Origin of the sequence: Olivibacter sitiensis DSM 17696 (genome assembly GCF_000427965.1) — a bacterium.
Classification (GTDB): domain Bacteria; phylum Bacteroidota; class Bacteroidia; order Sphingobacteriales; family Sphingobacteriaceae; genus Olivibacter; species Olivibacter sitiensis.
In genome coordinates, this window is record NZ_ATZA01000002.1 from 108,083 (window position 1) to 131,145 (window position 23,063).

The window sequence follows — 23,063 nt, forward strand, 5'->3', positions numbered from 1 at the left end:
ACGATGTAGGTTGCAACCAGTCAATTCTTTCTTTTTCAACCTTGCACATCATGCTATAGATTCATCATTGGATTTATTGTTATTGTTTACTATTTTACTTCTACCAATTCGGTATAAATGGCTTGATATTTTGCGGCCGATTTCTCCCAAGAAAAATCAAGTTGCATAATATGTTTCCTTATTTTAGATACCTGTTCATTATTTTCGAACAGACTGATTGCTCGCTCAATTGCCGTTACCGCAGCTCCAATATCCGCTTTACTAAAAAGAAAGCCGTAACCGTTCGGTTCACTTATGTCTATTACTGTATCTCTTAATCCACCGGTAGCACTTACTATTGGAATGGTGCCATAACGAAGTGCGTACAATTGATTAAGACCACAGGGTTCAACCCACGACGGCATCAGCAGAAAGTCGGCAGATGCGTAGATCTGGTGAGCCAATCCTTCGTTATAACCTATGTATAAGCCCATTTGTTGAGAATAATTGCCAAAAAGTTGTTGTAGTTCCCAAGTAACCTGTGCATCACCAGATCCCAGTACAAGGAAATTGACTTTACCCTGATTGTTGTTCAAAACTTGCCTAATAACGCTTGGAAGAAGATCTGCTCCTTTCTCTAGCGCAAAACGACCGATAAAGACCACTAAGGGAAGGGCAACGTCTAGTCCATATTGCTCGCAAAGGGCCAACTTGTTTGCCTGTTTACCGCGCCCCGCATCTTTAAGGCTATAGTTATTTGCCAACATAGGGTCATTTTTGGTATCCCAAACCTGCTTATCTATGCCATTCACAATTCCCGTAGCCTTAAAACTAAACTCGGCAAAAAGACGCTCCAAGCCATTCGCTTCCCTAAACAATTCCCTAAGATATCCCTCGGAAACGGTGGTATAATGCCATGCGGACCTCACCAAGCTGGCCAAAGGGTTAATCTGTCCGTTATATTCTAGCATAAAGGCACGATAGTCATCAAAAGGAGGGTAAAACCTCAACATATCCCACGGCTGCCATCCCTGATACTGCGCATTATGTATCGTAGCTACCGTAGGCGTACGCTTAATACGTCTAAATAGGGGCACATTTTCCAAAAAGAACGGGATCAGGCCTACGTGGTGGTCATGACAATGTATAATATCTGGTTGAAGGCCCGCAAAACAAATCCATTGTAGCGCAGCGTGCTGAAAAGCCAAGAATTGCAAGCTTTCATCGGGATAACAATAAACCTCTTCCCTATCGAGCAAGCCCGGTATCTGGATAAGATAGAGCTCAAAACCGAGTACGTCATGCCTCTCCTTTAACACCACGTATGGTTTTACGACACTGTCCTGCACAATCTCGCCGCTGTGGACAATCAACATTTCATGACTCTCCACAAAAGGTTTGCGAACATAAGGCATCACCACGGCAGCTCGCAGGCCAGCCTGCTGCTGGTATTTAGGCAATGCACCCAATACATCGGCTAGCCCCCCTACCTTGGCTACCGGATAACACTCTGCACTAAAATGGATGACGAACATATACCGTGTTAATTTTTAACATTATAAATTTATCATTCTTTTTTCTTTCTTGTAAGTTTGGCACCACTAGCGGGTATTTTTCCTTCCTCGTCATCTTTTTTGTTTTTCCTTGCTGGCTTAGTTTTAGACCTGGTAAGCTTGGGTTCATCCGCACTTTTATCATCCGCAAATTTCTCTCCCGCACTTGGTTTTTTCCTAGGAGTGAGTGTCTTATCTTCCACAACGGCTTCTTGTGTTACTTTTTTCTTTGCAGGCACCTCTTTCTTAGCTTTCTTTTTCAAAATAAGCCCACCTAAAGGAGGCAAGGTAAAATTGGCCGAGAAGTCCTTGTTCATCCATGCTATATATTCAGCCACTACTGGCTCCTGAATCACTCCGCTTCCGCCAAAACGAGCATCATCCGAGTTGAGTATGATCTCATACGTGCCTTTTTGGGGCAGGCCAATCCGATAATAGTAGCGCACTACTGGTGTGAGGTTCAAAATGACTACCAAATCCTCCTCCTTATCAAATCCTTTTCGATAATAGACCAAAACCGAATTTTCATTGTCTCCCAGTTCTACCCATTCGAATCCTTCATAGGAAAAGTTTCTTTCGTACAAGGCGGGCTGATGGCGATACAACCGGTTAAGTTCCTTTACAAATTCAAACAGGACCGCATGTGGCGCATATTCCAGCAAATGCCAATCTAAAGAAGTATTTGAGTTCCATTCGGAGGTTTGCCCAAACTCATTTCCCATAAAAAGCAATTTTGCTCCAGAATGGGTAAACATATATAGGTACATCGCTCTCAGATTGGCAAAGCGTTGCCATTCGTCGCCGGGCATGCGACTTATGAGCGATCCCTTTCCGTGCACCACCTCATCATGCGATAGCGGTAGCATAAAATTTTCGCTAAATGCGTACACCGTACTAAAGGTAATCTGCCCATGGTGGAATTTACGATTTATCGGATCTTCTCTAAAATAGTCAAGGGTGTCGTGCATCCAGCCCATCATCCACTTCATGCCAAATCCCAATCCGCCCAAAAATACGGGCCTACTTACGCCTGGCCATGCTGTTGATTCTTCGGCTATGGTTTGCACATCTGGATAGTGCTTGTAAACTGCCACATTCAGATCCTTTAGAAAAGAAATTGCTTCCAGATTCTCACGTCCTCCATATTCGTTTGGAATCCATTCGCCTTCTTTTCTTGAATAATCCAGATAGAGCATCGATGCTACCGCATCCACTCGCAATCCATCTGCATGATAGCGATCCAACCAGAATAAGGCATTGCTAATGAGAAAGGACCTCACCTCATTGCGTCCATAATTAAAGATGTACGAACTCCAGTCGGGATGAAAACCTTTTCTGGGGTCGGCATGCTCATATAGATGGGTACCATCAAACTTATAAAGTCCATTGGCATCACCGGGAAAATGGGAAGGAACCCAATCGAAAATAACGCCAATATCATTGAGATGCAGTTGTTCAATAAGATACATCAATTCCTGCGGTGGACCATAACGGGCACTTGCCGCAAAATAGCCCGTTATCTGATATCCCCATGAAGGGTAATAGGGATGCTCCATGAGCGGCATAAACTCCACGTGTGTGAAGCCTGCTTCTTTTATATATGGGATCAAGCTGTCGGCCACTTGTCCATAGCTCAAGTAATTTTTCGGGTTTTCGGGATCTCTACGCCAAGAGCCCAAGTGCATCTCATAGACCGAAATGGGTTTATCCAATGCGTTGTACTCCGTACGCTTTCCCATCCATGCTTCGTCTTTCCATTCGTACCATGTTGTTCCAATTTTCGAAGCTGTCTTGGGTGCTGTTTCCCACTCCAAAGCAAAAGGATCCCCTTTTTCCAAAAGCTCCCCTGTGTTGGAAACGATATAATATTTATACAATTCGCCAAGTATCACCTGGGGCACAAAGCCCTCCCATATGCCAGAACCGTCCCAACGTACGTATAGAGCATGGCTTTTCCTGTTCCAGCCGTTGAAATTGCCCACGACGTATACTTCTCGCGCATTAGGTGCCCAAACAGCGAAATAAGTTCCCTTGACGCCCTCCTTTTCTATTTCATGTGCACCAAACTTTTCATACAACCTATAGTGAGTTCCTTCACGGAACAAATTGATATCATAATCGGTAAAGAGCGTAAATGCTTCTACGGCGTTGGTCATAAATCTGTTGCTGTTATACTTGGTTTTTTATTCATTTAATCCATATCAACTGGAATTTTTTTGTCACTTCACACCTCATCATCCCATTGTCGTCTATTTCAAATGCGACATGCTTGTCATCGACTATGACTTGTGCTGGAAGAAACGGCAATCCTATAATGCAAAAAACATAAGCTTCGTACCTCTCTGTAAACAGCCCTTCCACTGATTGGTTTATGCGAAAGCTACTTTTTTCACCTTTTATTGTAAATTTCTTTTCAAGATATAGTTGCTGCTCATATGCCAAAGTATCGCCTTGGTCTTCATAAAGATAAGAATTGACCTCATAATCCGCATAATACACATTGAGTATTAGTTTATCTACTACATTCAGGTCTACATATTGCATCACCGGAAATTCAGGTATAACGCTTCCGGCTTTCACAAAGATGGGCATCTCGTCTATCGGAGTCTTTACCGTATATTCTTTACCTCCCTCATAGGTCTCCTCCGAGCGGAACTCATACCATTTCCCATTCGGCAAGTACACATTTTTTTCCATCTGCCCAGGGTATAACACGGGCGACACCAATAATTTGTCTCCAAACGTAAACTCCTCCTCACGAGCGATATTGGTGCCAACACGCTGTTCGTGCATCACCACTGGTCTTAGGATAGGAAAGCCATAGCGTGTTTGTTCCCAAAAAGTTGAATAGATATAGGGTAGTAAACGATATCGAAGTTCGATGAACTTGCGATTTATATTCTCAAAAAATGCGCCGAAACTCCAGGGCTCACGTTCACGCGTATCACCTGCAGAATGTGCCCTCATAAAAGGAGAAAACACGCCAAACTGTATCCACCTCGCAAAAAGTTCGCCATCTGGTTCGCCACTGAAACCGCCTATGTCTGTACCGCAAAAACAAAGCCCAGACATAGACAGGCGCTGAAGTTGCAATACGCCAAGTCTCAAATGCTCCCAAGTAGCCACATTATCGCCCGTCCATACCAACGCATAGCGCTGTGTACCCGAATAGGCAGAACGTGTAATGGTGAAAGGCCGTTTGTCTTTAAATAAACTTTTCAAACCTTCGTAGGTGGCCCGTACCATCTGCATACCGTAAACGTTATGCGCCTTACGGTGCGAGCCGCTATATCCTTCATAATCATGTCGTACGTCATTTGGGAAGGTTCCCCGTCCAAAAACTGCTGGTTCGTTCATGTCATTCCAGACCCCAGCTACCCCAAAATCCACTAGCTCCCGAAATAGCCTCCCCCACCAGACCCTTGTTTCAGGATTGGTAAAATCAGGGAATTGGCAACGCCCCGGCCATACATAACCTTCCATGAAATAATCATCTCCTCGCCGACAGAAATGTTTCTTCTCCTTCCCTTCTTTAAACACCCAATAGTTATCATCTATCTTGATGCCCGGATCGATGATAACTACCGTCTTAAAGCCACTGTCCGACAACTCCTTTATCATTCTTTTAGGATCTGGAAAATATTGCTTATTCCATGTGAAACAGCGATAGCCATCCATATAGTCTATATCGAGGTATAGGGCATCGCAGGGTATATTGCGCTTGCGGAATTCTTGTGCTATTTTCCTTACCTTGCTATCGGGATAATAGCTCCATCTAGATTGGTGATAACCTAGTGCCCACATGGGGGGAAGATAATGCGTACCAGTTAGCATATGATAACGCCTTACGACATCCAGCATACGTGGACCATGTATGTAATAATATTGCAGCTCTCCCCCCTCTGACCAAAAACTGGTTTGATCATAGTGTTCATGACCAAAGTCAAAGAAAGTTTTAAATGTATTATCGAAGAATATGCCATAGGCATCACCATCGTTTAGTCCGATATAAAAGGGGACGCTTCTGTACAGAGGATCCTGATCGAAACCAAAAGAGTAGGTGTCGGAATTCCAGTTCACAAAGCGCTTTCCTCTAATATTTAGGTGAGTAGGTTTGTCCCCCAATCCATAAAAAGCTTCATTTGAAGGCAAATACTTTGTACAAAACACGTAGTAGCCACCGAAGTCCGCATTTTCCTCCCAATGCATGGGCGCAAAATCCCTATTGATGATTTTGCCATTTCTATCTTCAAAAGAAATCAGAAAACTCTTTTTTTCTATCTTGCAAGATATCGTATTGGTCTTTACGACATAAGTATCACTTGTTTCCTTAAATTCAAAGACAGCAACATGCTGATCTTTATTCTCCACTGCATAGGAAAAATCTTCCAAAAATTGGCCTTGGGGGGCCAAACGAACACGAATGATTTCATCACTCACGACTTTCACTTCCACTGCGGCATTACCGTCAGTAAAAAAATAATTGTTGTCCTGCTGGTAATGGCCACTCACTGCCTTCAGGTAGCGTTTTACTATCTGCGGCAGATCCAGTACCGGGTTATTCTTATGTTGAATCCCTGAGTCTAGCGTCTCGTTCACCATCTCCCCATCACCGATAGATCCTTTGCTGTTATCCGCCATACGTATGCTTCAATTATTCCAAGACAAAATACTACATCTTCCTTTAAGTAAAAAATAAAAATTAATCCCGTGCCGAACGCATGCCAAGATAAAAATGCGAAAAATTTAGATTATATAATTGAAAAAGGCTTACCTAACTTCCAAAGACAATCATCGACAGTCCGAAGTTCGGTAAGCCAGCTGTTATTCTAATTAGGCGAAAGCCAACCAGTTGCTACTCTCAGAATAGCACTCTACCACATTTACTTTACTATTAAACGCAAAAGAGCTCATTAAGCAACTAATATCTTGACGCAGGATGGCAATACAACTCGCCACAAGTTCCCTGTTATAGCCTTTATCTTCCAATTTCAACACATAGCCCATGTTAATAAGCTTGGCTAATGCTCTTCCTAGGTCGATTTGCTTGCGCTGGGGCAAATTTCCGTCCACGCTTACAGCCATCTCATCTTTCACATAAACACAAGCGCTGGTCGTAAGCGGATTTTGACTTAAATACTCAAGCAGGTTATTGGCTTTCTTTTTTCTCATATCGCGCAACACGATGTCCGCGATCTGTGTATACAACATCTCATTAGATCCTTCAAATATCTGAAAGGGCCTGCTATCAAGTGTTCCTCTGCCGCCAATATGGCTGATCCGGTAACCATTGGCCCCTGAAAGTTGCATCAGCAATTGCGACGATTCCTGCATCAGATCGGTCACCAAGGCTTTCATGCTGTTTGCCTCCAACCCTTCGCTAGCTACGTTATTGTCCGTTCCACTGATATCGCAACTCCTTGCACACATGGCAGAACAGATGGTGTAGGCTGCCTGCATGCGGGAAATCTGATATTGCACCTGATCATAAGACAGCAAGTTACCCGATCCTACGTACCTATTCTGACAGTGGGCCACTGCCTCGTCTAGCATTCGCTTCAAGAAGCCCATTCCCATACCTGGGAATTGCATTCTACTGCGATGAAGGATATCCAACATCATTTTTAAACCCGTAGATTCAGGCTCCAAGCGGTTTAGCTTTGGCACCTCGACATCTACCTTATTCAACCCATAGGGAATCATATAAAGTCCCAGATTATCATAGTACTCCAAAACCTCTATCTGCTGGTTATCTTGGTAGGAATCGCATATAAAGAAATCTATATCTCTTGCTAACTCGCCATTGGGCAGCGTTTTGCGAGCGGTCATCAGCCAATAATCGGCCATACCTGTGAGGCCCTGCCAATGTTTCGTCCCCTGGATATGATATTTATCCTCATATTCCATATAGCAGGTCTTCATATTCAAGGCATCGCTACCGTAAGCGGGTTCCGTAATCATCAGCCCACCCATATTCTGCCTTTCAAGAAAGCGGCTGAAAATTCCGGATTTCATCAACTCATTGGCATATTTGCTCACAGGCTCCAGAAATAGCGCTATATTGATACCAAAGGTAAGCGAAAGTGGCAACGATTGATAAGACGCAGCGGAAAGTAGTCCTAAACACTCTTTTACCATGCCGCCACGACCTCCAAAACATTTGGGAATAGCAACAGACAAAGGCTGCTTGGACATAATCCCCTCGAGGATATTTGCTGGCAGACCACGCTTATGGCTCAATTCATTAATATCGTTCTTTACTTGAAATAGATCTTTCAGGGTATCCTCAAAATCCTTGATGAACTCAGCAAACGTAAGTTCGGGTACTGAAATATTTAAAACACTCACTTATTATAAATTTGATTCTTGATGAAAACATATAGGTATAAAACCGTTTCTGATCTAATAATGTGTCAAACGGTTAACTTAAGAAACACATAAAACCTTGCTCTTAACCATAGTACGGGTAAAGATAGGCAAAAAAGGAGCAACAATTTAGAAAAATTCAAAATAATGTCAAAAATCATTTTTTAATATGATTGCAGACAAAAAGCTACTATCGCACAATCAAATCTGCAGTTTTGCCTTGCGTCATCAGGAGTAAATCGGCAGGTGCCAAACCAATAAGCAGGCCCTGACGTCCTCCGCTCACAACTATTTCCTCATGATTCAACAGGCTTTGTTGGTAATATGTTGGATAAGCTTTTTTCATTCCTATGGGAGAGCAACCACCGCGGATATATCCGGTAAGCCCCAACAGTTCCTTAACCTCTACCATGTCTATATGTTTTTCTCCTATGACCTTTGCGGCCTTTTTGAGATCCAAATGTTCCAACACAGGAATTACCAAAACATATATTTTCTTTTCCCTCGATTTTGCTACAAGCGTCTTGAAAAACATGGCAGGCTCAGCTCCCACTTTCCGGCAGACAGACATTCCATCTATCTCACCATCGTCTATATCGTACACTATCTCCCGATAAGGAACGGAATGTGTATCTAACAAGCGCATAGCATTTGTCTTAGCAACTTTCTTTGACATTGGGCACAAAGCTAGGAAAAAGATAGATGGGTATTATAGTCGTTTTTTCGAATAGCCCAAGGCCTCTACACCATCCGCTTTATGATCCTTAGCCGATGGGTGTATCTATTCTCTTCCTTTGAATAAATCCCCTGACTGTCTATTTGATCAATTTTCACCCTTCCGCTAGCATGGATTATTTCTGATTCGCCCAACATCATCCCCACATGTGAAATTCTACCCTCCTCATTGTCAAAGAAAGCCAAATCGCCCAATTTTGCTTCCTGTACAAAATCTACTTGACTGCCTTGCTCAGCTTGCTGCCAAGCATCTCTCGAAAGCTGGATGCCGAAAAACCGATAGACAGCCTGTACAAACCCAGAACAATCAACTCCAAACAGGGTCCTCCCTCCCCACAGATAGGGTGCATTAAGAAAGAATTGACTTACCTCGGCCACTTCATTTTCAAAATTGGACAGTACAGGTTCTCTCACAAGGCCCAAAAAAAGGTATTCCTGTGCGTTGATGCGAAACATGTTGTCCTCCAAGAAAGGCAGCACGCTTCCAGGCAACAAATGTATGCTTTCCTCCTTGCCTACCTTTAAGGCCATTGCCATGGTGGACAAATCGGACAACTGCTGAGGTTGCCGCAATAGCGCATATACTTCGTCGTCTATGGGCTGCTGCTGTTTTGTGCTGATCCATCCTTGATAACCATCGTGAGCCAAACGGACATAAACATGGTCCTTCGAGCTTTCCAACACCTCAAAGGATTCTCCGAACAATACTTGAGAAATCATCTCACTCTTATTGGAAATATCTTCTCGCAAAGGAATTACAGGAAGGTTACATATACCGTATCTCATCAGTTCGTCAGCTATAGGACTATCATTTATTTTATAGAAAAGCAAATATATAGCTTCGCGGCAAATTTCCAGATTAAAAAAATAATAGTTACCACTTGTTGAAACTTAACTTGGATATATTTGTTTTGTTGTATAACAAAAATCAAATAACAACATAATGGAAACTACAACCTACAAATTAAGACATATCCTAATAGCTGTAGACAACAGCGCCTATTCGGAAAAAGCCGTACAGTATGGCTTCGATCTAGCTGTATCTTTGAAGGCACGTGTGACGCTCATACATGTAATAGATCCGCCTACCGCGAATAGCTACGGTGGTATGGATCCCATAATGGGCTCCCAAACAGCTTTCATCCCCGAATTGAATGAAATTCAGGAAGAGAACTCAAAGGAGTTGTTGGACAACCTGAAAAAAAGATGGACCGACGACGACAGCCTGGTCAATACAGTAAGCAAAATTGGGCAACCAAAGAATGAAATCCTAGAGACAGCACAAGAGATAAGCGCCGATCTCATTGTTTTAGGCACACACGGCAGAACTGGTTTTGATCATTTCATCTCCGGTAGCGTCTCGGAAAGCGTGGCTAGGCATTCTGTATGTCCAGTACTGATTGTACCCAGCAAGGACGAGAAAAAATAACCGCAATAAGCTTATCAAAAATGGAAAACGACCCTAAAGTGGGTCGTTTTCTGATTGTTCAAAAGGCTTGCAGGATGTTGCAGCAAAAGCTGATTTGCTTTGCTATTCGCCATGCAGCCAAGCTTTTTTTGCAAGAAGCTCATCTTCGCTTTCACGAATATCCTCGTCATCCACGCAGCAATCCACAGGACATACAGCTGCGCACTGCGGCTCATCGTGAAAACCTACGCATTCGGTACATTTATCTGAAACAATATAATAAACCTCGTCCGAAAATGCTTCTTGAGACTCGTCCGCATCCAATGTATTTCCTTCGCCAAAATCTATTACCCCATGTAAAGCCGTTCCTTCGGAAAACTTCCACGAAGCACCTGCATCATATATGGCATTGTTTGGGCATTCCGGCTCGCAAGCTCCACAATTGATGCATTCATCTGTAATCTTAATCGCCATTATAATATAATAAATCGGGTATTAAACTTATTTTTGCAAATCCAAATTGATTTGTCTACAAAGTAAGTAGTTTTTACTCACACGTCAAATCAAAAGATTTTGCAAATATAACATTAATATCTTTTATCTGTTTTGAACAACTCGAATTTGACATATAGCAAACGTATAGAAGCCTTTAAAAAACTTGGCTACTACATGCAAGAAGCACACGATTTGCCTTCTCTAATAAGCACCGCAGCACAGGGCAATCCTTGGTTTACTACACAAAACGTCCAACTGTCTATCCGCTCTTGGGCGGACAAGCTCACTATCGAAAAGCTAGATGAATGGCTAGCTCCCTACTCCGGAAAAATAGCTGAAACAAGCGATAAGGTAGTAGGATTGGTGCTTGCGGGCAATATTCCTATGGTGGGATGGCATGATGTCTTGGCAACCCTGCTGATCGGATTAAAAGTTCAGATCAAACTTTCTTCCGATGATAAGCTATTAATCCCTCACTTTCTTTCGAAGCTCATTGAGATTGAGCCAGCCTTTTCAAACCGTATAGATTTGGTAGAACGCTTACAGGGTATCGATATAATTATCGCCACCGGCAGTAATAATACTTCTAGGTATTTCGACTATTATTTTGGAAAGTACCCACACATCATACGTAAAAACCGCAATGGGATAGCAGTTCTTACGGGAAAGGAAACAACGGACGAAATTGTTCGGCTGGGGCACGATATATTCGACTACTTTGGCCTAGGCTGTCGCAATGTCTCTAAAATATATGTCCCAAAGGAATATGATTTCAAGCAATTTTTTGAACCGCTTGAACACTTTTCTGACATCAGTCTACACCATAAATACCATAATAACTATGACTATAACAAATCCATTTACTTGGTAAATGGGGATGTACATTATGATAATGGTTTTCTACTTTTAAAAGAGGATACACGAATAGCTTCACCATTAGCGGTGGTGTACTATGAAAGTTACGACAACATAAATGATGTAGCTGCAGTCTTACAGAACAGATCCACCGAAATACAATGTATCGTAGCTGAAAATAACAGTATTGAACCTCTGTCAAATTTACCAGTGTTCACATTTGGACAAACGCAATATCCTGCACTAGACGATTATGCAGATGGAGTAAACACGGTGCAATTTCTCATTGAGAATATTAATTGAACAGGCAGTTAGTGGAAGCTTAGCTTAATTTATCAGCCAACTGCCGCATGATATATACCGGCGATTTCTTTTCATATACAATAGTATATACTGCTTCGCATATGGGCATATCCACCTGATATCTTTTATTGATCTCGTGCAAACAGGCAGAAGCATAATAACCTTCCGCTATCATGTTCATCTCCAACTGTGCAGATGTGACGGTGTACCCCTTACCCAGCATGTTGCCAAAGGTCCTATTTCGACTAAATTGCGAGTATGCGGTAACCAATAAATCTCCTAGATAGGCGGATTCGTTAATATCTCTATCGATAGGGTGTACCGTGCTGAGGAACCTAGCCATTTCCCGTATTGCATTGGAAATAAGAACGGCCTGAAAATTATCCCCATAACCGATGCCATGACAAATGCCACTCGCCACAGCATATATATTTTTCAGCACGGCACCATATTCCGTTCCATAAATATCGTCGGAAATAACCGTCTTTATATACCTCGTGCGCAAAAAGTGGGCAAAATGCGCAGCCATTTCCATATCTACGGAAGCAACCGTCAGGTACGATAATTTTTCCAACGAGACTTCCTCCGCATGGCATGGCCCGCTAATAACGGCTATTTTATGCAAGGGTATATCATAGGTAGACTGCAAGAAATCGCCTACTATCTTATTGTCTTCCGGCACGATCCCCTTAATTGCGGAAATCACAGATTTACCTTTAAACAGTTCCTTATCCACACCTTTAAGGGCATCTTTGAGAAATGCTGCGGGCACATTGAGCACTACATAGTCCGCTTCTGTGATAGCATGCACGATGTCTGTCGTGACTTGCTGCGATGGCAACTTTACTTCTACCGCGCTTAAATAATTGGGATTGTGGTGGTACTCCCTGATATATATAGCAGTCTCTTCATTCCTCATCCACCAAAAAATGGATTTATCCTCCCGATTGTCGCTCAGCATTTTGATCATAGCTGTCGCCCAGCTACCACCGCCTATGACAGCGATTTTGTTTTTTTTCATTGCTTTTCCACTACTTCCATCTTCTCGGCAAAATGTGCACAATAGTCCCTGAGGTCACCTATCACCGCTTCTGCCAGCGGATCGCTATTTGCTGCGCGAAGAAAGCTGTCGCCCATGGTCTGCAATGTTTCATAGAAAAAACGTTTCATTTCGTCCAAAGGCATATCCTTTGTCCAAAGATCTATACGCAGGGAATTTTTGTAATGGTGGTCCCATAAGGCCAAGAACAATGCCTTGGCAGGAAGGCTGTCTTTATTTTCGCCATCGCTGGACTGCCATGTAATATTTTCTGGCACATTATTGTCGTCCAGCTCTATAGTCAAATTGATGTTTGCTTTTTTCATGTACTCTAATCGTCGCTATTAAAATTCCAACCACATACTCAAATTATGAATATGCATGTTATTTTTTTCTTCCAAATTTCCTATTTCCTTTTGTTGTATTTTTTTTAGGCTTCGTTTTCTCCTTCGCTTTTGTATTACTGGCTTTTTTTTCGTGAAAGGCGCCCTTATACTCTGGGTTTTCCTTTCGCTTTTGCATATCTATTTCACGAGCCATAGCCTGCCGTTCTTCGTAAGGGGTGGCCTCCACAACTACGTCTTCCGGAATTTCGCTCACGGGGATCTCTTGCCGAATTAATCGTTCTATTTTCTTCACATAATATGCTTCGGCCTCATTGTAAAACGTGATAGCAACACCTGTATGTTGTGCCCGCCCCGTACGGCCAATGCGATGTACGTAATCTTCTATCACAATGGGTACATCGAAATTGATAACATGGCTCACCTCACTAACGTCCAGTCCGCGCGCCGCTACGTCAGTGGCTACCAGTACACGTATATTACCTTCCTTAAATGCGTTAATACTATTGATCCGCGTGTTTTGTCCCTTGTTTGCATGTATGACCCGAACATTGTCCTCCCCATATTTGCGAGACAGGAACTTGAACAGGTTATCGGCCACGACCTTGGTCTTGCAAAAGACAATAAGCCGAGTAATCTGCTCGGTATTGCCAAGCAAGTAATGGAGTAGGTTAATCTTTGTCTTATTATTGGGCACGCGGTACAGGAATTGTGATATGCTATTTGCTGGCGTAGCTTGTGGCATCACTTCTACCACGACGGGAAATTTCAAAAAGTCTCCTGCAATCTTATGCACCAATTCACTCATGGTAGCAGAAAACAACAGGTTCTGCCTCCTGCGGGGAACCACTTCCAGGATGCGATGAATTTTGCCAACAAAACCCATATCCATCATCTTGTCGGCTTCGTCCATGACCAGAAACTTAAGAGATTTGGTCACGATGTCGCCATCCAAATAGAGATCCAAAAATCGACCCGGAGTTGCCACCAAAATATCCACGCCTCTTGCCAACGCTTCTTTCTGTGTTTTCGGCCCCAACCCGCCGTAAAGCACTACGGTACGTAAATCGGTATACTTAGCAAATAGCTTAATATTCTCTTCTATTTGCATGGCCAGTTCACGCGTAGGCGAAAGAATCAACGCACGTGCATCATTACCTTGAGCATACTTAAGCTGCATGATAATGGGCAATACATAGGCCGCGGTTTTCCCCGTTCCTGTCTGTGCAACGCCCATAAGGTCCTGTCCGGCAAGAATGGGACTTATAGCCTTTTGCTGTATAGGTGTTGGCTCCTCATACCCTGCATCTGCTATTGCATTGAGTATCTGCCTATTGAACTTGAAATCTTCAAACGATGCACGCATAGGCCGCAAAGATACGAATACGAAGCCGTATTTTGCTCTTTCTAGCCCGCCATATCCGATATACACCGCACCAATTTTCGCTTGGCGAGGGGAAGCAGGGTTTGTTCCAGTGGGAAATTCATGTCGCTTACAATGTGGTACACAGCTGGATTGGGAATAGCTCTGTTGCTCAGAATGAGGTCCGTACGAATCGCTTCAGGAGCACTAAAAATAAAGGAACGCTCATAACTGGTCACAAAAGTAGTATTGACCCCTCTATATTTTTCATCTTGGCCTTCAAATATTGTTATTTGATATTCGTACACACGTGTATCGCGCTCAGAACCGTTGCGCAACAGCAAATAACCGTGATATGGATAGAGCGGGACAAGCCCCACAGGTTCCACTGCCAAACGGCTATCAATAAATTCATATAGTTCCTTGCCTTCCTGTAAGGCTGGGCTCATCTTGTTCAAAGAATAACTGATGATTTGCTCTATCTGCTCCATCATTTCATTATCTTCTACAATCTTTGTATAAATCAGTTTGAGATTCTGCAAATCAATCGCCTTGAGTTTTCCTGGAAAAGTCTTGCACAAGGCTGTTTTGTTGCGCTTAAAGGACAACAAATTATTATAATGAAAAATCAAATCATTTAGATCGGGATACAATTTATTCTTATGAAAACAGGCATTGACATGTTGCAAATATGCCAAAACCTGGTATTTCTTACTTTCGAAATCGATATTTCCCTCGATAAACCAATTAACTGTGAGTTTTTTCATATCAACATTCCTTTTTTTTATATTTTCATATATAAGAGTTTTTCAATGAGACAAAACTAACGCCTGCATAAAACTAGCGAAAAAATAGCAAAAAAAACAACACTTTCTATTTTTATTATATCGTTTCTATATGTTTGTAAGAAATTATTCCTTTTCATATGTCCTCAATACTCATCAAGTCTGCGAACATAATCAACGAAGGTGAAAGCTTTGTTGCCGATGTTTATCTCAATCATGGAATCATCGAAATGATCTCATCGGAAATAAACCATCCTGCAGATACCGTTATTAACGCCGCAGGGCTACACCTCCTGCCGGGACTGATTGACGACCAAGTCCATTTTCGCGAACCTGGGCTCACGCACAAGGCAGATATCTGGCACGAAAGCAGGGCTGCCGTAGCGGGTGGAATCACCAGCTTCATGGAAATGCCCAATACCATTCCCAACACGCTCACGCAGGAACTTTTAGAAGAAAAGTACGACATTGCCGCAAAGAATTCCGTAGCCAATTATTCCTTCTTCATGGGAGCGGCCAATGATAACCTGGACGAAGTGCTGAAAACCGATCCAAGCAATGTATGCGGCATTAAAGTGTTCATGGGATCTTCTACCGGAAATATGCTGGTAGACAACGAAGCCACCTTGGAGGGCATTTTCAAAAATACGCCTATGCTCGTAGCCACACATTGCGAAGATGAAAAAACTATCCAAGATAACCTTGCTTATTATAAGGTACACGGCAATGGCGAATTGACCATTGAGATGCACCCAAAAATACGCTCGGCAGAAGCATGCTACCTATCCAGTAGCCGCGCAGTAGCACTGGCAAAAAAACACAACACGCGGTTGCACATTCTCCATATCAGCACGGCCAGAGAGATAGATTTGTTCAACAATGAAATCCCGCTTGCGCAAAAACGTATTACTGCCGAAGCCTGCACGCACCACCTATGGTTCACCGATAAGGACTATACCACCAAGGGAAATTTCATCAAGTGGAATCCAGCAGTAAAGACAGAAATAGACCGGGCAGCGATTAGACAGGCCGTAATAGGTGGGTACATTGATGTGATCGCTACAGATCATGCTCCGCATACTTTTGGTGAAAAATCGCAGCCTTATGCACTTGCACCCTCGGGAGGTCCTTTGGTGCAGCATACCCTTATGGCTTTGTTAGACCTAGTTCATCAAGGTGTATTCACTTTGCAGCAGATCGTAGAAAAAACCGCACACAATCCAGCAATCTGTTTTCAGATAGCCAATCGTGGATTCATTCGCGAAGGTTATGCCGCAGATTTGGTATTGGTAGATCTCGATCGGCCTTACCTGGTGAGCAAGGAAAACATTTTGTCAAAATGCGGATGGTCTCCTTTTCAAGGCCATACGTTTCGCTCGAGTATTGCGCATACTATCGTATCTGGCAATTTGATATATTCTAATGGCCATTTTCAAAATGACCAGCCAGGAAAAAGGCTTTTGTTCAATCGTTGATGTTTCTCCTTTGGAGAGCGCATCGATGTCTTAAGAAACTTTGTCGTTTTTTGGTGCATTTATTGCTCATTGCAAGATATCCATTATATAAGACTTTGGCACTTGTAGTAGAAAATATATTTACACGCAAAAACACCATGAAAACCGCATATTTTTTTGTCATATCGATGATCATCGCTCTTACCTCATGCATGGAAAATCACGGCCAAAGTCATTTTAAGGACAACTATTTACCGGATACTAATATGTTTCAAAAAGCGTTCGCCCAGTATCGCGAGGGCACACTTACGCACAGGCGGATAAAACACATTGACATAGAACCGCTGATTTCAAAAAGAAATAGCAACTTATTTGTCACGGAAAAACTTGGTGAATCGGTAGAAAAAAGGGCTATTTATCAATTAAAATATGGGCAAGGAGAACAAAAGGTGCTCCTTTGGTCGCAAATGCACGGCAATGAGAGCACGGCAACTATGGCGCTATTCGATCTATTCAATTTCTTGGAAGGGAAAAATGATGGATTCGATGACGTAAGAAATTTAATTAGCAAAAGCACCACCTTATATTTCATCCCCATGGTCAATCCAGATGGGGCCGAACGATTTATACGTAGAAATGCCTTGGACATTGACCTAAATCGTGACTTTCGGGAGCACGTCAGTCCAGAATCCAGCCTGTTGCGCGCTGCGGCCGAACGTATTAAGCCCGACTACGGCTTCAACTTACACGACCAGCAGATATACTACAACGTGCCGAGAACAGGAACTCCGGCAACAATTTCTTTATTGGCACCGGCCTACAACTATGAACGGGATATCAATGATACCCGTGGCAGAGCCATACAACTCATCGTGGGCATAAACAAACTATTGCAAAACTATATACCAAACGGCGTGGCCAAATATAGCGATGCGCACGAACCGAGAGGCTTTGGGGACAATGTACAAAAACTTGGAGCAAGTACCATATTGATAGAGTCTGGTGGCTACAAAAACGACCCAGAAAAGCAATATATCCGTAAACTCAACTTCTTCATTATTCTGAACGCACTCATAGAGATATCCAAGAACTCTTATGAACAATACGATAAGGATGAGTATGAAATGATACCCGAGAACGCAACGAAGTTATGCGATCTTCTTATCAAAAACATCGAGCATTCTGTAAACGAATACGACTACAAGGTGGATCTAGCCATTAAGCGCGATGAGATCAATGCTCCTGACGGCAGCTATTTCATAAGAGGCCGTATAGATGATGTAGGCGATCTGAAAGACAGTTATGGCTATGAAGAGCTTGACGCCGAAGGCTTGCAGTTTATGAGTGGAAAAGTCTATGAAAAGACATTTGGAAGTGCGGCTGCTATTACAAAAACAGTGGCCTATGATCTGATGAAACAAGGATACTATGCCGTGCGAGTAAGCAATGCATCTACTTATGCCCCCAGCAAACTTCCCATAGTCATCTTATATAAAGGCACCATTGGAGGCAACAATCCGACACTGGGTAGCGAGGCATCCTTTTTCCTAGCAAAGAATGGGGAAGCCAAGTACGCCATTATTAACGGCTATCTGATTGACCTGGAAAATGCGCTCTCAGACAATTATATGAACGCCATAAGATAGACAGTGGCGAAAAAATTTTCGCCACTGTCTCTAAGCTTATTTTTATACTCTTTTCACCTTTATCGCTTGCGGACCTTTTTTGCCTTGTCCTACTTCATAGCTTACGGTATCATGTTCAGCTATACCATCGACGCCACCATCTACATCTTTAAAATGTACGAAAATATCGGTGCCATCTTCCTGAATAATGAATCCAAATCCTTTTTGTGCATTGAACCATTTTACTTTTCCAGTTTTCATTGTGTAAGTTGTATTATTATTGTTTGTAAAAGAACGAAAAGAGAAAATAATTTATCTAATCGCTTGAATTATACTAGCTATACCCCTTACAAGAGGCCGTTTAATTCAGAATTCAACTGAATTTTCGTTCGCTTTTTTCAGGAAACAAAAACAGGGAATGCATACCTTGAACTGAATCCATTAAACTATTTCAAAGATATCAATTAATTATACATATCAAATAAATGGCACAAAAAAACAAACGTTAAAACGCCAAAATAGCGGACAGGCTAACAACAAACAATTAACATCAGATAACACCCAATACCGCTGCGCATTTTACCATCTTAAAAAAAAGCCTGAAATCTCGTTTCTCAAGCGAAGATTTCAGGCAGCCATTCGTTTAAAATACCACTAGCTTTTTACAAATTAGGCTGTGGCGTTGTACGCAAGTATGGTTTTATGACCTTATGTCCCTTAGGAAATTTAGCAGGTATTTCCTCATCTTTTACCGCGGGTGTGATAATCACATCCTCACCTTCCACCCAATTGGCTGGTGTCGCCACAGAATAGTTGGCAGTAAGTTGCAACGAATCAATCACACGCAAAATCTCTTGAAAGTTTCTTCCTGTAGACGCCGGATACGTCAAGGTCAATTTCACTTTCTTATCAGGCCCGATGATAAATACCGAGCGTACGGTGGCCGTTGCCGAAGCATTCGGATGAATCATACCATATGCTTCAGATACCTTACGGTCTTCATCGGCAATAATAGGAAAGTTAACTTCCACATTTTGGGTTTCATTAATATCATTAACCCAACCGAGGTGGTCTTCTAGCTTATCCACACTCAAGGCCAGCACCTTCACCCCTCTTTTATCAAATTCACTTTTCAGAGAAGCGGTTTTGCCCAACTCTGTTGTGCATACAGGTGTATAATCCGAAGGATGGGAAAATAATAAAGCCCAGTTATCTCCAATATAATCATAAAAATCAATCTCACCAATTGTGGTCTTCGCCTTGAAATCTGGGGCGGTATCTCCTAATTGCAAACTCATATCTTTTTGTTTTGTTAAACACCAAACTATAATACCTACCAAATTAATAGACTTTTGTTTTAAAATCCAAGTACAAATTATCATTTTTAACAAAACTTCCATTTTTAGACACGGACATTACAATATATCACAAAACAACCAATTGCTATACTTATTTTTGGCAGCACTAAAACGAAACTGAAACACTTTTTATGGAAAACAAGCTAGCGCAGTTAAAAAGAGACATTGAACCTTTCAGGAAGCAAATAGTAGATCATCCCCTATACGCCTCGATCATGTCCATCGACGATTTGAATACATTCATGGAGTACCATGTTTTTGCAGTTTGGGATTTCATGTCCTTGTTGAAAGCATTGCAAAATGCCCTTACTTGCACCACCGTACCCTGGTTTCCTGTAGGGGATCCCGAAACGAGGTATCTCATCAACGAAATTGTCACCGGCGAAGAATCCGACTTGGACCAGCATGGCAGGAGAAAAAGCCATTACGAACTTTACTTGGAAGCCATGGAACAAAGTGGTTCTAACACCAGTTCCATGTTATTGCTGGAGCAGCAATTACGTGCAGGGCATACGCTAGACGATAGCGCAAAAACAGCCCAAATCCCTATCGAAGCAGCTGATTTTATTCGACAAACATTTGACATCATTCATTCCGGGAAAGCGCATGTTCAAGCAGCAGTATTTACATTCGGCAGAGAAGACCTCATTCCAGACATGTTCATCAACATCGTGAGAGATATAAATAAATCACTATCTAACAGCATCTCCATTTATAAATACTATTTGGAAAGACATATTGAGGTAGATGGTGATCACCACAGCCACCTAGCCTTGCAGATGACGGCCAAGCTATGTGGGAATGATGAAGAGAAATGGCAACAGGCAACCGATGGGGTCATTAAAGCACTGCAGGCGCGCATTCGTCTTTGGGATGGGGCCTTGGAGGTTCTCAAACATAAAGAAAAATCCTTCATGCACACCACTATGCAATAATTAAAAAATTGATTTACAACAAATAACAAAAGAAACACCGGCAATCACAAAGGCCATACGGAAAATCCCAAATATTAAATTTTGACGAAAGATATCCGTTTTTTACCTTTTTTTTCTATCTTCAACACCGAAATAATCTAAACTATCAGATGGTTCAATGAATTTTAATAAATCTTGTAGCGTTTAGATTGGATTACTTGCCGCCTAAAGGCAGGGAAACCTTTAAGGGTTTAATGCCCCTAACATGTGAGAATATCTATGTTAAGAAAAGTTGACGATTACCAAGATTTAGCCATTGTGATTGCATGGCCAGACCAAACAGCTTTCGGAGACGAGCGTTGGATGTCGATGTTAAAAAAAATTGGAATTGTAAAAAACCTCAATTTTCGAGTTGGGCACGCCGCCATCGTACTGGTACACCGTTCTAGTGGCAAGTTGGCCTATTATGACTTTGGCAGGTACATCACCCCTCGTGGCTACGGGCGTGCACGCTCACACACTACAGACCCACGCCTCACGTTGTCTATGTCTGCAGAGATCGATTCCCGGGGCAAGATCATAAATCTAGAAAGCATAATAGCCGAGATTGAACGTATAGAACATGCCACGCATGGCACAGGCAGGATATTTTTTTCGGTAGCCACAGGCTTGTCTTATACGGCTGCCAACAAATATGCGGAAAAAGTGATGGAAGTGGGTCCCATAAAATACGGCGCGTTTGCACGGGCCAACAATAGCTGCTCAAGGTTTGTAGCGCAGATACTTTTGGCAGGCTACACGCCAAAGCATCCTGCAAAGAAGCATGTCTTTATACCCGAATGCCTGAAACCAAGCCCCATGAGCAACGTGGTAAATTGCGTGCCAGACAGAATTGTCTATTGCTACCACAAAGGCGTGCTGGAGCAAAAGAAGATGAACAGGTTTCAATCATTCTATTTTCAACTACGGCTCTTGGGGCATAACCTTTTTTCCAAAAAAGCAGCCTTGCTCCCCAGCGACCAGCTGGCCCCGGGCTTGGTAGATGAACCTGAAAGACCTGTCGATTTGCCTCCTCATACCCAATGGTTAGGCGGCGTAAATGAGGGTGCATGGTTTTCACTATCTATCGTCTCAAAAAGCGAAAATTTCTACTCGGTCACTCGTTACGACAGCAAAGGGGAAATGGTCTATCAAGCAACCTGTGTGACAGAACGGGAAATAGATATGTGCAGACCTTTCTATTTCACCTATGATTGCGGCTACGATGCCCATCGCATTTTACAGGAAGATGAAATCATTCTGCTACGCACTACGGAAAGCGCCGAGCTGATGGTCAGTGATATGAACGACGTTTCTTAATTAATGCCCAGATTAGAGCTCCAACTCCAACCTGTCATAAGCCAAGTGAATATTGGACGGCAATTCCATGGAAACGTCGATATATTTGCCCATCCTATGCCCAATATGAGTTAGATAAGTTTGCTCAGCTCCGATTTCCTTTGCAAAAGCAATAGCTTCCGAGAGTGTAAAATGAGATATATGTGGTTCCCGCTGCAACGCATTGACGACAAGTATCTTTGAGCCTTTTATAAGTTTTCGTGATGCTTCCGACACGGTTTTAACATCGGTGAGATAGGTGAAGTCCCCTATCCGGTATCCTTTGATGGGCAATTTGTAATGCATAACATCTATGGGCTGAATGCAAACATCGCCAATCGAGAAAGGCAATTGTTCTACCAAATGCATCTCAACTTGTGGCACACCCGGATACCTCTCTGCCGAGAAGATATAGTAAAACTCACGCTTTAGCGCCTCTTGCACAAGCTCATCAGCATAAATATCCACGGCTTTCCCTTGCCTATAATTGAACGCGCGGATGTCGTCCAACCCAGCGATATGGTCCTTGTGCATATGCGTGAACAAAACCGCATCTAATCGCTTGACGTTTTCTCGAAGCATCTGATAACGAAAATCGGGCCCTGTATCTATTACAATTTGCTTGTCTTTCACCTCGATAAAGACGGAGGATCGAAGACGCTTATCCCGGGGATCGGTAGATTGACATACAGGGCAATCACATGCAATCATGGGCACACCTTGTGAGGTTCCAGTTCCAAGAAATGTGACTTTCAAAGCGTTAATTTTGTTTGTTTGATAGAATAAAGTAATTGCTTTTGCTTATCGTCCAGCAGAGACTGATCAATTTCCATTCCATTGATCAGATTGACCAGCGAATTAATTTTCACTTCCATGTTAGAGAATTTATTGACCACTACCACCTTACTATGCTGTATCACGCAAGAACCAGTACGAAAGTTCCCTTTCTCATACCTAACTTTAAATCCCAAAGACAAAAGCAGCCTTTCCAGTTTATCCAAAGAAGTTTGCGTAAATGGCAACACGTTGTTATAGAAATTGATCGTTAAAATTAAACATTATCCGCATGGTATTCAAGAGGTAGCCTACATTAAATTCTATCTCCCTATC

Annotated in this window: 21 protein-coding genes; 6 read left to right on the forward strand and 15 right to left on the reverse strand. The window is 42.5% G+C overall.

The window, feature by feature from the left end; translation table 11 throughout:
* Window positions 1–89 precede the first annotated feature (89 nt).
* The 6 genes from A37S_RS0101655 to A37S_RS0101680 form a co-directional block, all read right to left on the reverse strand.
* Entirely contained in the window at window positions 90–1,514 is a 1,425-nt protein-coding gene (locus tag A37S_RS0101655; RefSeq protein ID WP_028295497.1) for a glycogen synthase, read from the reverse strand.
* Between the two features lie 32 nt (window positions 1,515–1,546).
* Window positions 1,547–3,688, reverse strand: a complete 2,142-nt coding sequence (gene glgB / locus A37S_RS23190) for a 1,4-alpha-glucan branching protein GlgB (RefSeq protein ID WP_084163712.1) — start codon at window positions 3,686–3,688, stop codon at window positions 1,547–1,549.
* A gap of 31 nt (window positions 3,689–3,719) precedes the next feature.
* A complete protein-coding gene (locus A37S_RS0101665; RefSeq protein ID WP_028295498.1) occupies window positions 3,720–6,173 on the reverse strand; it encodes a glycoside hydrolase family 31 protein in 2,454 nt (817 codons plus the stop codon).
* Window positions 6,174–6,365: 192 nt separating this feature from the next.
* Complete coding sequence (locus A37S_RS0101670; RefSeq protein WP_245586284.1) at window positions 6,366–7,880, reverse strand: acyl-CoA dehydrogenase family protein; 1,515 nt, start codon at window positions 7,878–7,880, stop codon at window positions 6,366–6,368.
* A gap of 208 nt (window positions 7,881–8,088) precedes the next feature.
* Window positions 8,089–8,574: a Cys-tRNA(Pro) deacylase gene (gene ybaK / locus A37S_RS0101675; protein WP_028295500.1), complete on the reverse strand. Its 486-nt coding sequence runs from the start codon at window positions 8,572–8,574 to the stop codon at window positions 8,089–8,091.
* A gap of 65 nt (window positions 8,575–8,639) precedes the next feature.
* Entirely contained in the window at window positions 8,640–9,419 is a 780-nt protein-coding gene (locus tag A37S_RS0101680) for a C40 family peptidase (RefSeq protein WP_028295501.1), read from the reverse strand.
* Window positions 9,420–9,576: 157 nt separating this feature from the next.
* Here A37S_RS0101680 and A37S_RS0101685 point away from each other — a divergent pair, with 157 nt between their 5' ends.
* Window positions 9,577–10,062, forward strand: coding sequence for a universal stress protein (locus tag A37S_RS0101685; RefSeq protein WP_028295502.1), 486 nt, complete (start codon window positions 9,577–9,579; stop codon window positions 10,060–10,062).
* Between the two features lie 102 nt (window positions 10,063–10,164).
* On the opposite strand, the gene A37S_RS0101690 is transcribed toward A37S_RS0101685, so the two are convergent.
* A complete protein-coding gene (locus tag A37S_RS0101690) occupies window positions 10,165–10,515 on the reverse strand; it encodes a 4Fe-4S dicluster domain-containing protein (RefSeq protein ID WP_028295503.1) in 351 nt (116 codons plus the stop codon).
* A 195-nt stretch (window positions 10,516–10,710) separates the two neighbouring features.
* Between A37S_RS0101690 and A37S_RS0101695 the strand changes: the two genes are divergently transcribed.
* Window positions 10,711–11,694, forward strand: coding sequence for an acyl-CoA reductase (locus tag A37S_RS0101695; protein WP_211229702.1), 984 nt, complete (start codon window positions 10,711–10,713; stop codon window positions 11,692–11,694).
* 19 nt (window positions 11,695–11,713) lie between these two features.
* On the opposite strand, the gene A37S_RS0101700 is transcribed toward A37S_RS0101695, so the two are convergent.
* The 4 genes from A37S_RS0101700 to A37S_RS0101715 are packed head-to-tail and all read right to left on the reverse strand — an operon-like array spanning window position 11,714 to window position 15,207.
* A complete protein-coding gene (locus A37S_RS0101700; protein ID WP_028295505.1) occupies window positions 11,714–12,715 on the reverse strand; it encodes an NAD(P)H-dependent glycerol-3-phosphate dehydrogenase in 1,002 nt (333 codons plus the stop codon).
* Window positions 12,712–13,059, reverse strand: coding sequence for a gliding motility protein GldC (gene gldC / locus A37S_RS0101705; RefSeq protein WP_028295506.1), 348 nt, complete (start codon window positions 13,057–13,059; stop codon window positions 12,712–12,714). The genes A37S_RS0101700 and gldC overlap by 4 nt, the downstream gene beginning before the upstream one ends.
* 58 nt (window positions 13,060–13,117) lie before the next feature.
* Window positions 13,118–14,443, reverse strand: a complete 1,326-nt coding sequence (locus A37S_RS0101710) for a DEAD/DEAH box helicase (RefSeq protein WP_028295507.1) — start codon at window positions 14,441–14,443, stop codon at window positions 13,118–13,120.
* A gap of 41 nt (window positions 14,444–14,484) precedes the next feature.
* A complete protein-coding gene (locus A37S_RS0101715) occupies window positions 14,485–15,207 on the reverse strand; it encodes a hypothetical protein (protein ID WP_028295508.1) in 723 nt (240 codons plus the stop codon).
* Between the two features lie 158 nt (window positions 15,208–15,365).
* Here A37S_RS0101715 and A37S_RS0101720 point away from each other — a divergent pair, with 158 nt between their 5' ends.
* Window positions 15,366–16,700 (forward strand): dihydroorotase, encoded by a 1,335-nt coding sequence (locus A37S_RS0101720; protein WP_028295509.1) that lies wholly within the window; start codon window positions 15,366–15,368, stop codon window positions 16,698–16,700.
* A 137-nt stretch (window positions 16,701–16,837) separates the two neighbouring features.
* Window positions 16,838–18,325: a M14 family zinc carboxypeptidase gene (locus tag A37S_RS0101725; RefSeq protein ID WP_036600937.1), complete on the forward strand. Its 1,488-nt coding sequence runs from the start codon at window positions 16,838–16,840 to the stop codon at window positions 18,323–18,325.
* A gap of 42 nt (window positions 18,326–18,367) precedes the next feature.
* Here the strand turns inward: A37S_RS0101725 and A37S_RS0101730 are convergent, their stop codons facing one another.
* Window positions 18,368–18,565 (reverse strand): cold-shock protein, encoded by a 198-nt coding sequence (locus A37S_RS0101730; protein ID WP_028295511.1) that lies wholly within the window; start codon window positions 18,563–18,565, stop codon window positions 18,368–18,370.
* Between the two features lie 401 nt (window positions 18,566–18,966).
* Window positions 18,967–19,602 carry a peroxiredoxin gene (locus tag A37S_RS0101735; RefSeq protein WP_028295512.1) on the reverse strand — a complete coding sequence of 212 codons (636 nt, stop codon included), beginning with the start codon at window positions 19,600–19,602 and terminating at the stop codon, window positions 18,967–18,969.
* A 191-nt stretch (window positions 19,603–19,793) separates the two neighbouring features.
* On the opposite strand from A37S_RS0101735, the gene A37S_RS23195 reads away from it, so the two are divergent.
* Both A37S_RS23195 and A37S_RS23200 read left to right on the forward strand, forming a co-directional pair.
* Window positions 19,794–20,597 (forward strand): DUF3050 domain-containing protein, encoded by an 804-nt coding sequence (locus tag A37S_RS23195; protein WP_036600877.1) that lies wholly within the window; start codon window positions 19,794–19,796, stop codon window positions 20,595–20,597.
* Between the two features lie 258 nt (window positions 20,598–20,855).
* Complete coding sequence (locus A37S_RS23200; RefSeq protein ID WP_051292637.1) at window positions 20,856–21,935, forward strand: DUF6695 family protein; 1,080 nt, start codon at window positions 20,856–20,858, stop codon at window positions 21,933–21,935.
* Between the two features lie 12 nt (window positions 21,936–21,947).
* Here A37S_RS23200 and A37S_RS0101750 read toward each other — a convergent pair whose 3' ends face one another.
* Window positions 21,948–22,709, reverse strand: a complete 762-nt coding sequence (locus A37S_RS0101750; RefSeq protein WP_028295513.1) for an MBL fold metallo-hydrolase — start codon at window positions 22,707–22,709, stop codon at window positions 21,948–21,950.
* A complete protein-coding gene (locus A37S_RS0101755) occupies window positions 22,706–22,978 on the reverse strand; it encodes a hypothetical protein (RefSeq protein WP_028295514.1) in 273 nt (90 codons plus the stop codon). Before A37S_RS0101755 ends, A37S_RS0101750 begins: the two co-directional genes overlap by 4 nt.
* Window positions 22,979–23,063: the final 85 nt, after the last annotated feature.

What these genes read in the sequence shown, in the direction of transcription:
- A37S_RS23195 (WP_036600877.1), top strand. Translation starts at nt 19,794, where the DNA reads ATGGAAAACAAGCTAGCGCAGTTAAAAAGAGACATTGAACCTTTCAGG.
- ybaK (WP_028295500.1), bottom strand. Translation starts at nt 8,574, where the DNA reads ATGTCAAAGAAAGTTGCTAAGACAAATGCTATGCGCTTGTTAGATACA.
- A37S_RS0101690 (WP_028295503.1), bottom strand. Translation starts at nt 10,515, where the DNA reads ATGGCGATTAAGATTACAGATGAATGCATCAATTGTGGAGCTTGCGAG.
- A37S_RS0101715 (WP_028295508.1), bottom strand. Translation starts at nt 15,207, where the DNA reads ATGAAAAAACTCACAGTTAATTGGTTTATCGAGGGAAATATCGATTTC.
- A37S_RS0101725 (WP_036600937.1), top strand. Translation starts at nt 16,838, where the DNA reads ATGAAAACCGCATATTTTTTTGTCATATCGATGATCATCGCTCTTACC.
- A37S_RS0101685 (WP_028295502.1), top strand. Translation starts at nt 9,577, where the DNA reads ATGGAAACTACAACCTACAAATTAAGACATATCCTAATAGCTGTAGAC.
- A37S_RS23200 (WP_051292637.1), top strand. Translation starts at nt 20,856, where the DNA reads ATGTTAAGAAAAGTTGACGATTACCAAGATTTAGCCATTGTGATTGCA.
- A37S_RS0101735 (WP_028295512.1), bottom strand. Translation starts at nt 19,602, where the DNA reads ATGAGTTTGCAATTAGGAGATACCGCCCCAGATTTCAAGGCGAAGACC.
- A37S_RS0101730 (WP_028295511.1), bottom strand. Translation starts at nt 18,565, where the DNA reads ATGAAAACTGGAAAAGTAAAATGGTTCAATGCACAAAAAGGATTTGGA.
- A37S_RS0101720 (WP_028295509.1), top strand. Translation starts at nt 15,366, where the DNA reads ATGTCCTCAATACTCATCAAGTCTGCGAACATAATCAACGAAGGTGAA.
- gldC (WP_028295506.1), bottom strand. Translation starts at nt 13,059, where the DNA reads ATGAAAAAAGCAAACATCAATTTGACTATAGAGCTGGACGACAATAAT.
- A37S_RS0101655 (WP_028295497.1), bottom strand. Translation starts at nt 1,514, where the DNA reads ATGTTCGTCATCCATTTTAGTGCAGAGTGTTATCCGGTAGCCAAGGTA.
- A37S_RS0101700 (WP_028295505.1), bottom strand. Translation starts at nt 12,715, where the DNA reads ATGAAAAAAAACAAAATCGCTGTCATAGGCGGTGGTAGCTGGGCGACA.
- A37S_RS0101665 (WP_028295498.1), bottom strand. Translation starts at nt 6,173, where the DNA reads ATGGCGGATAACAGCAAAGGATCTATCGGTGATGGGGAGATGGTGAAC.
- glgB (WP_084163712.1), bottom strand. Translation starts at nt 3,688, where the DNA reads ATGACCAACGCCGTAGAAGCATTTACGCTCTTTACCGATTATGATATC.
- A37S_RS0101710 (WP_028295507.1), bottom strand. Translation starts at nt 14,443, where the DNA reads ATGCGTGCATCGTTTGAAGATTTCAAGTTCAATAGGCAGATACTCAAT.
- A37S_RS0101695 (WP_211229702.1), top strand. Translation starts at nt 10,711, where the DNA reads ATGCAAGAAGCACACGATTTGCCTTCTCTAATAAGCACCGCAGCACAG.
- A37S_RS0101680 (WP_028295501.1), bottom strand. Translation starts at nt 9,419, where the DNA reads ATGAGATACGGTATATGTAACCTTCCTGTAATTCCTTTGCGAGAAGAT.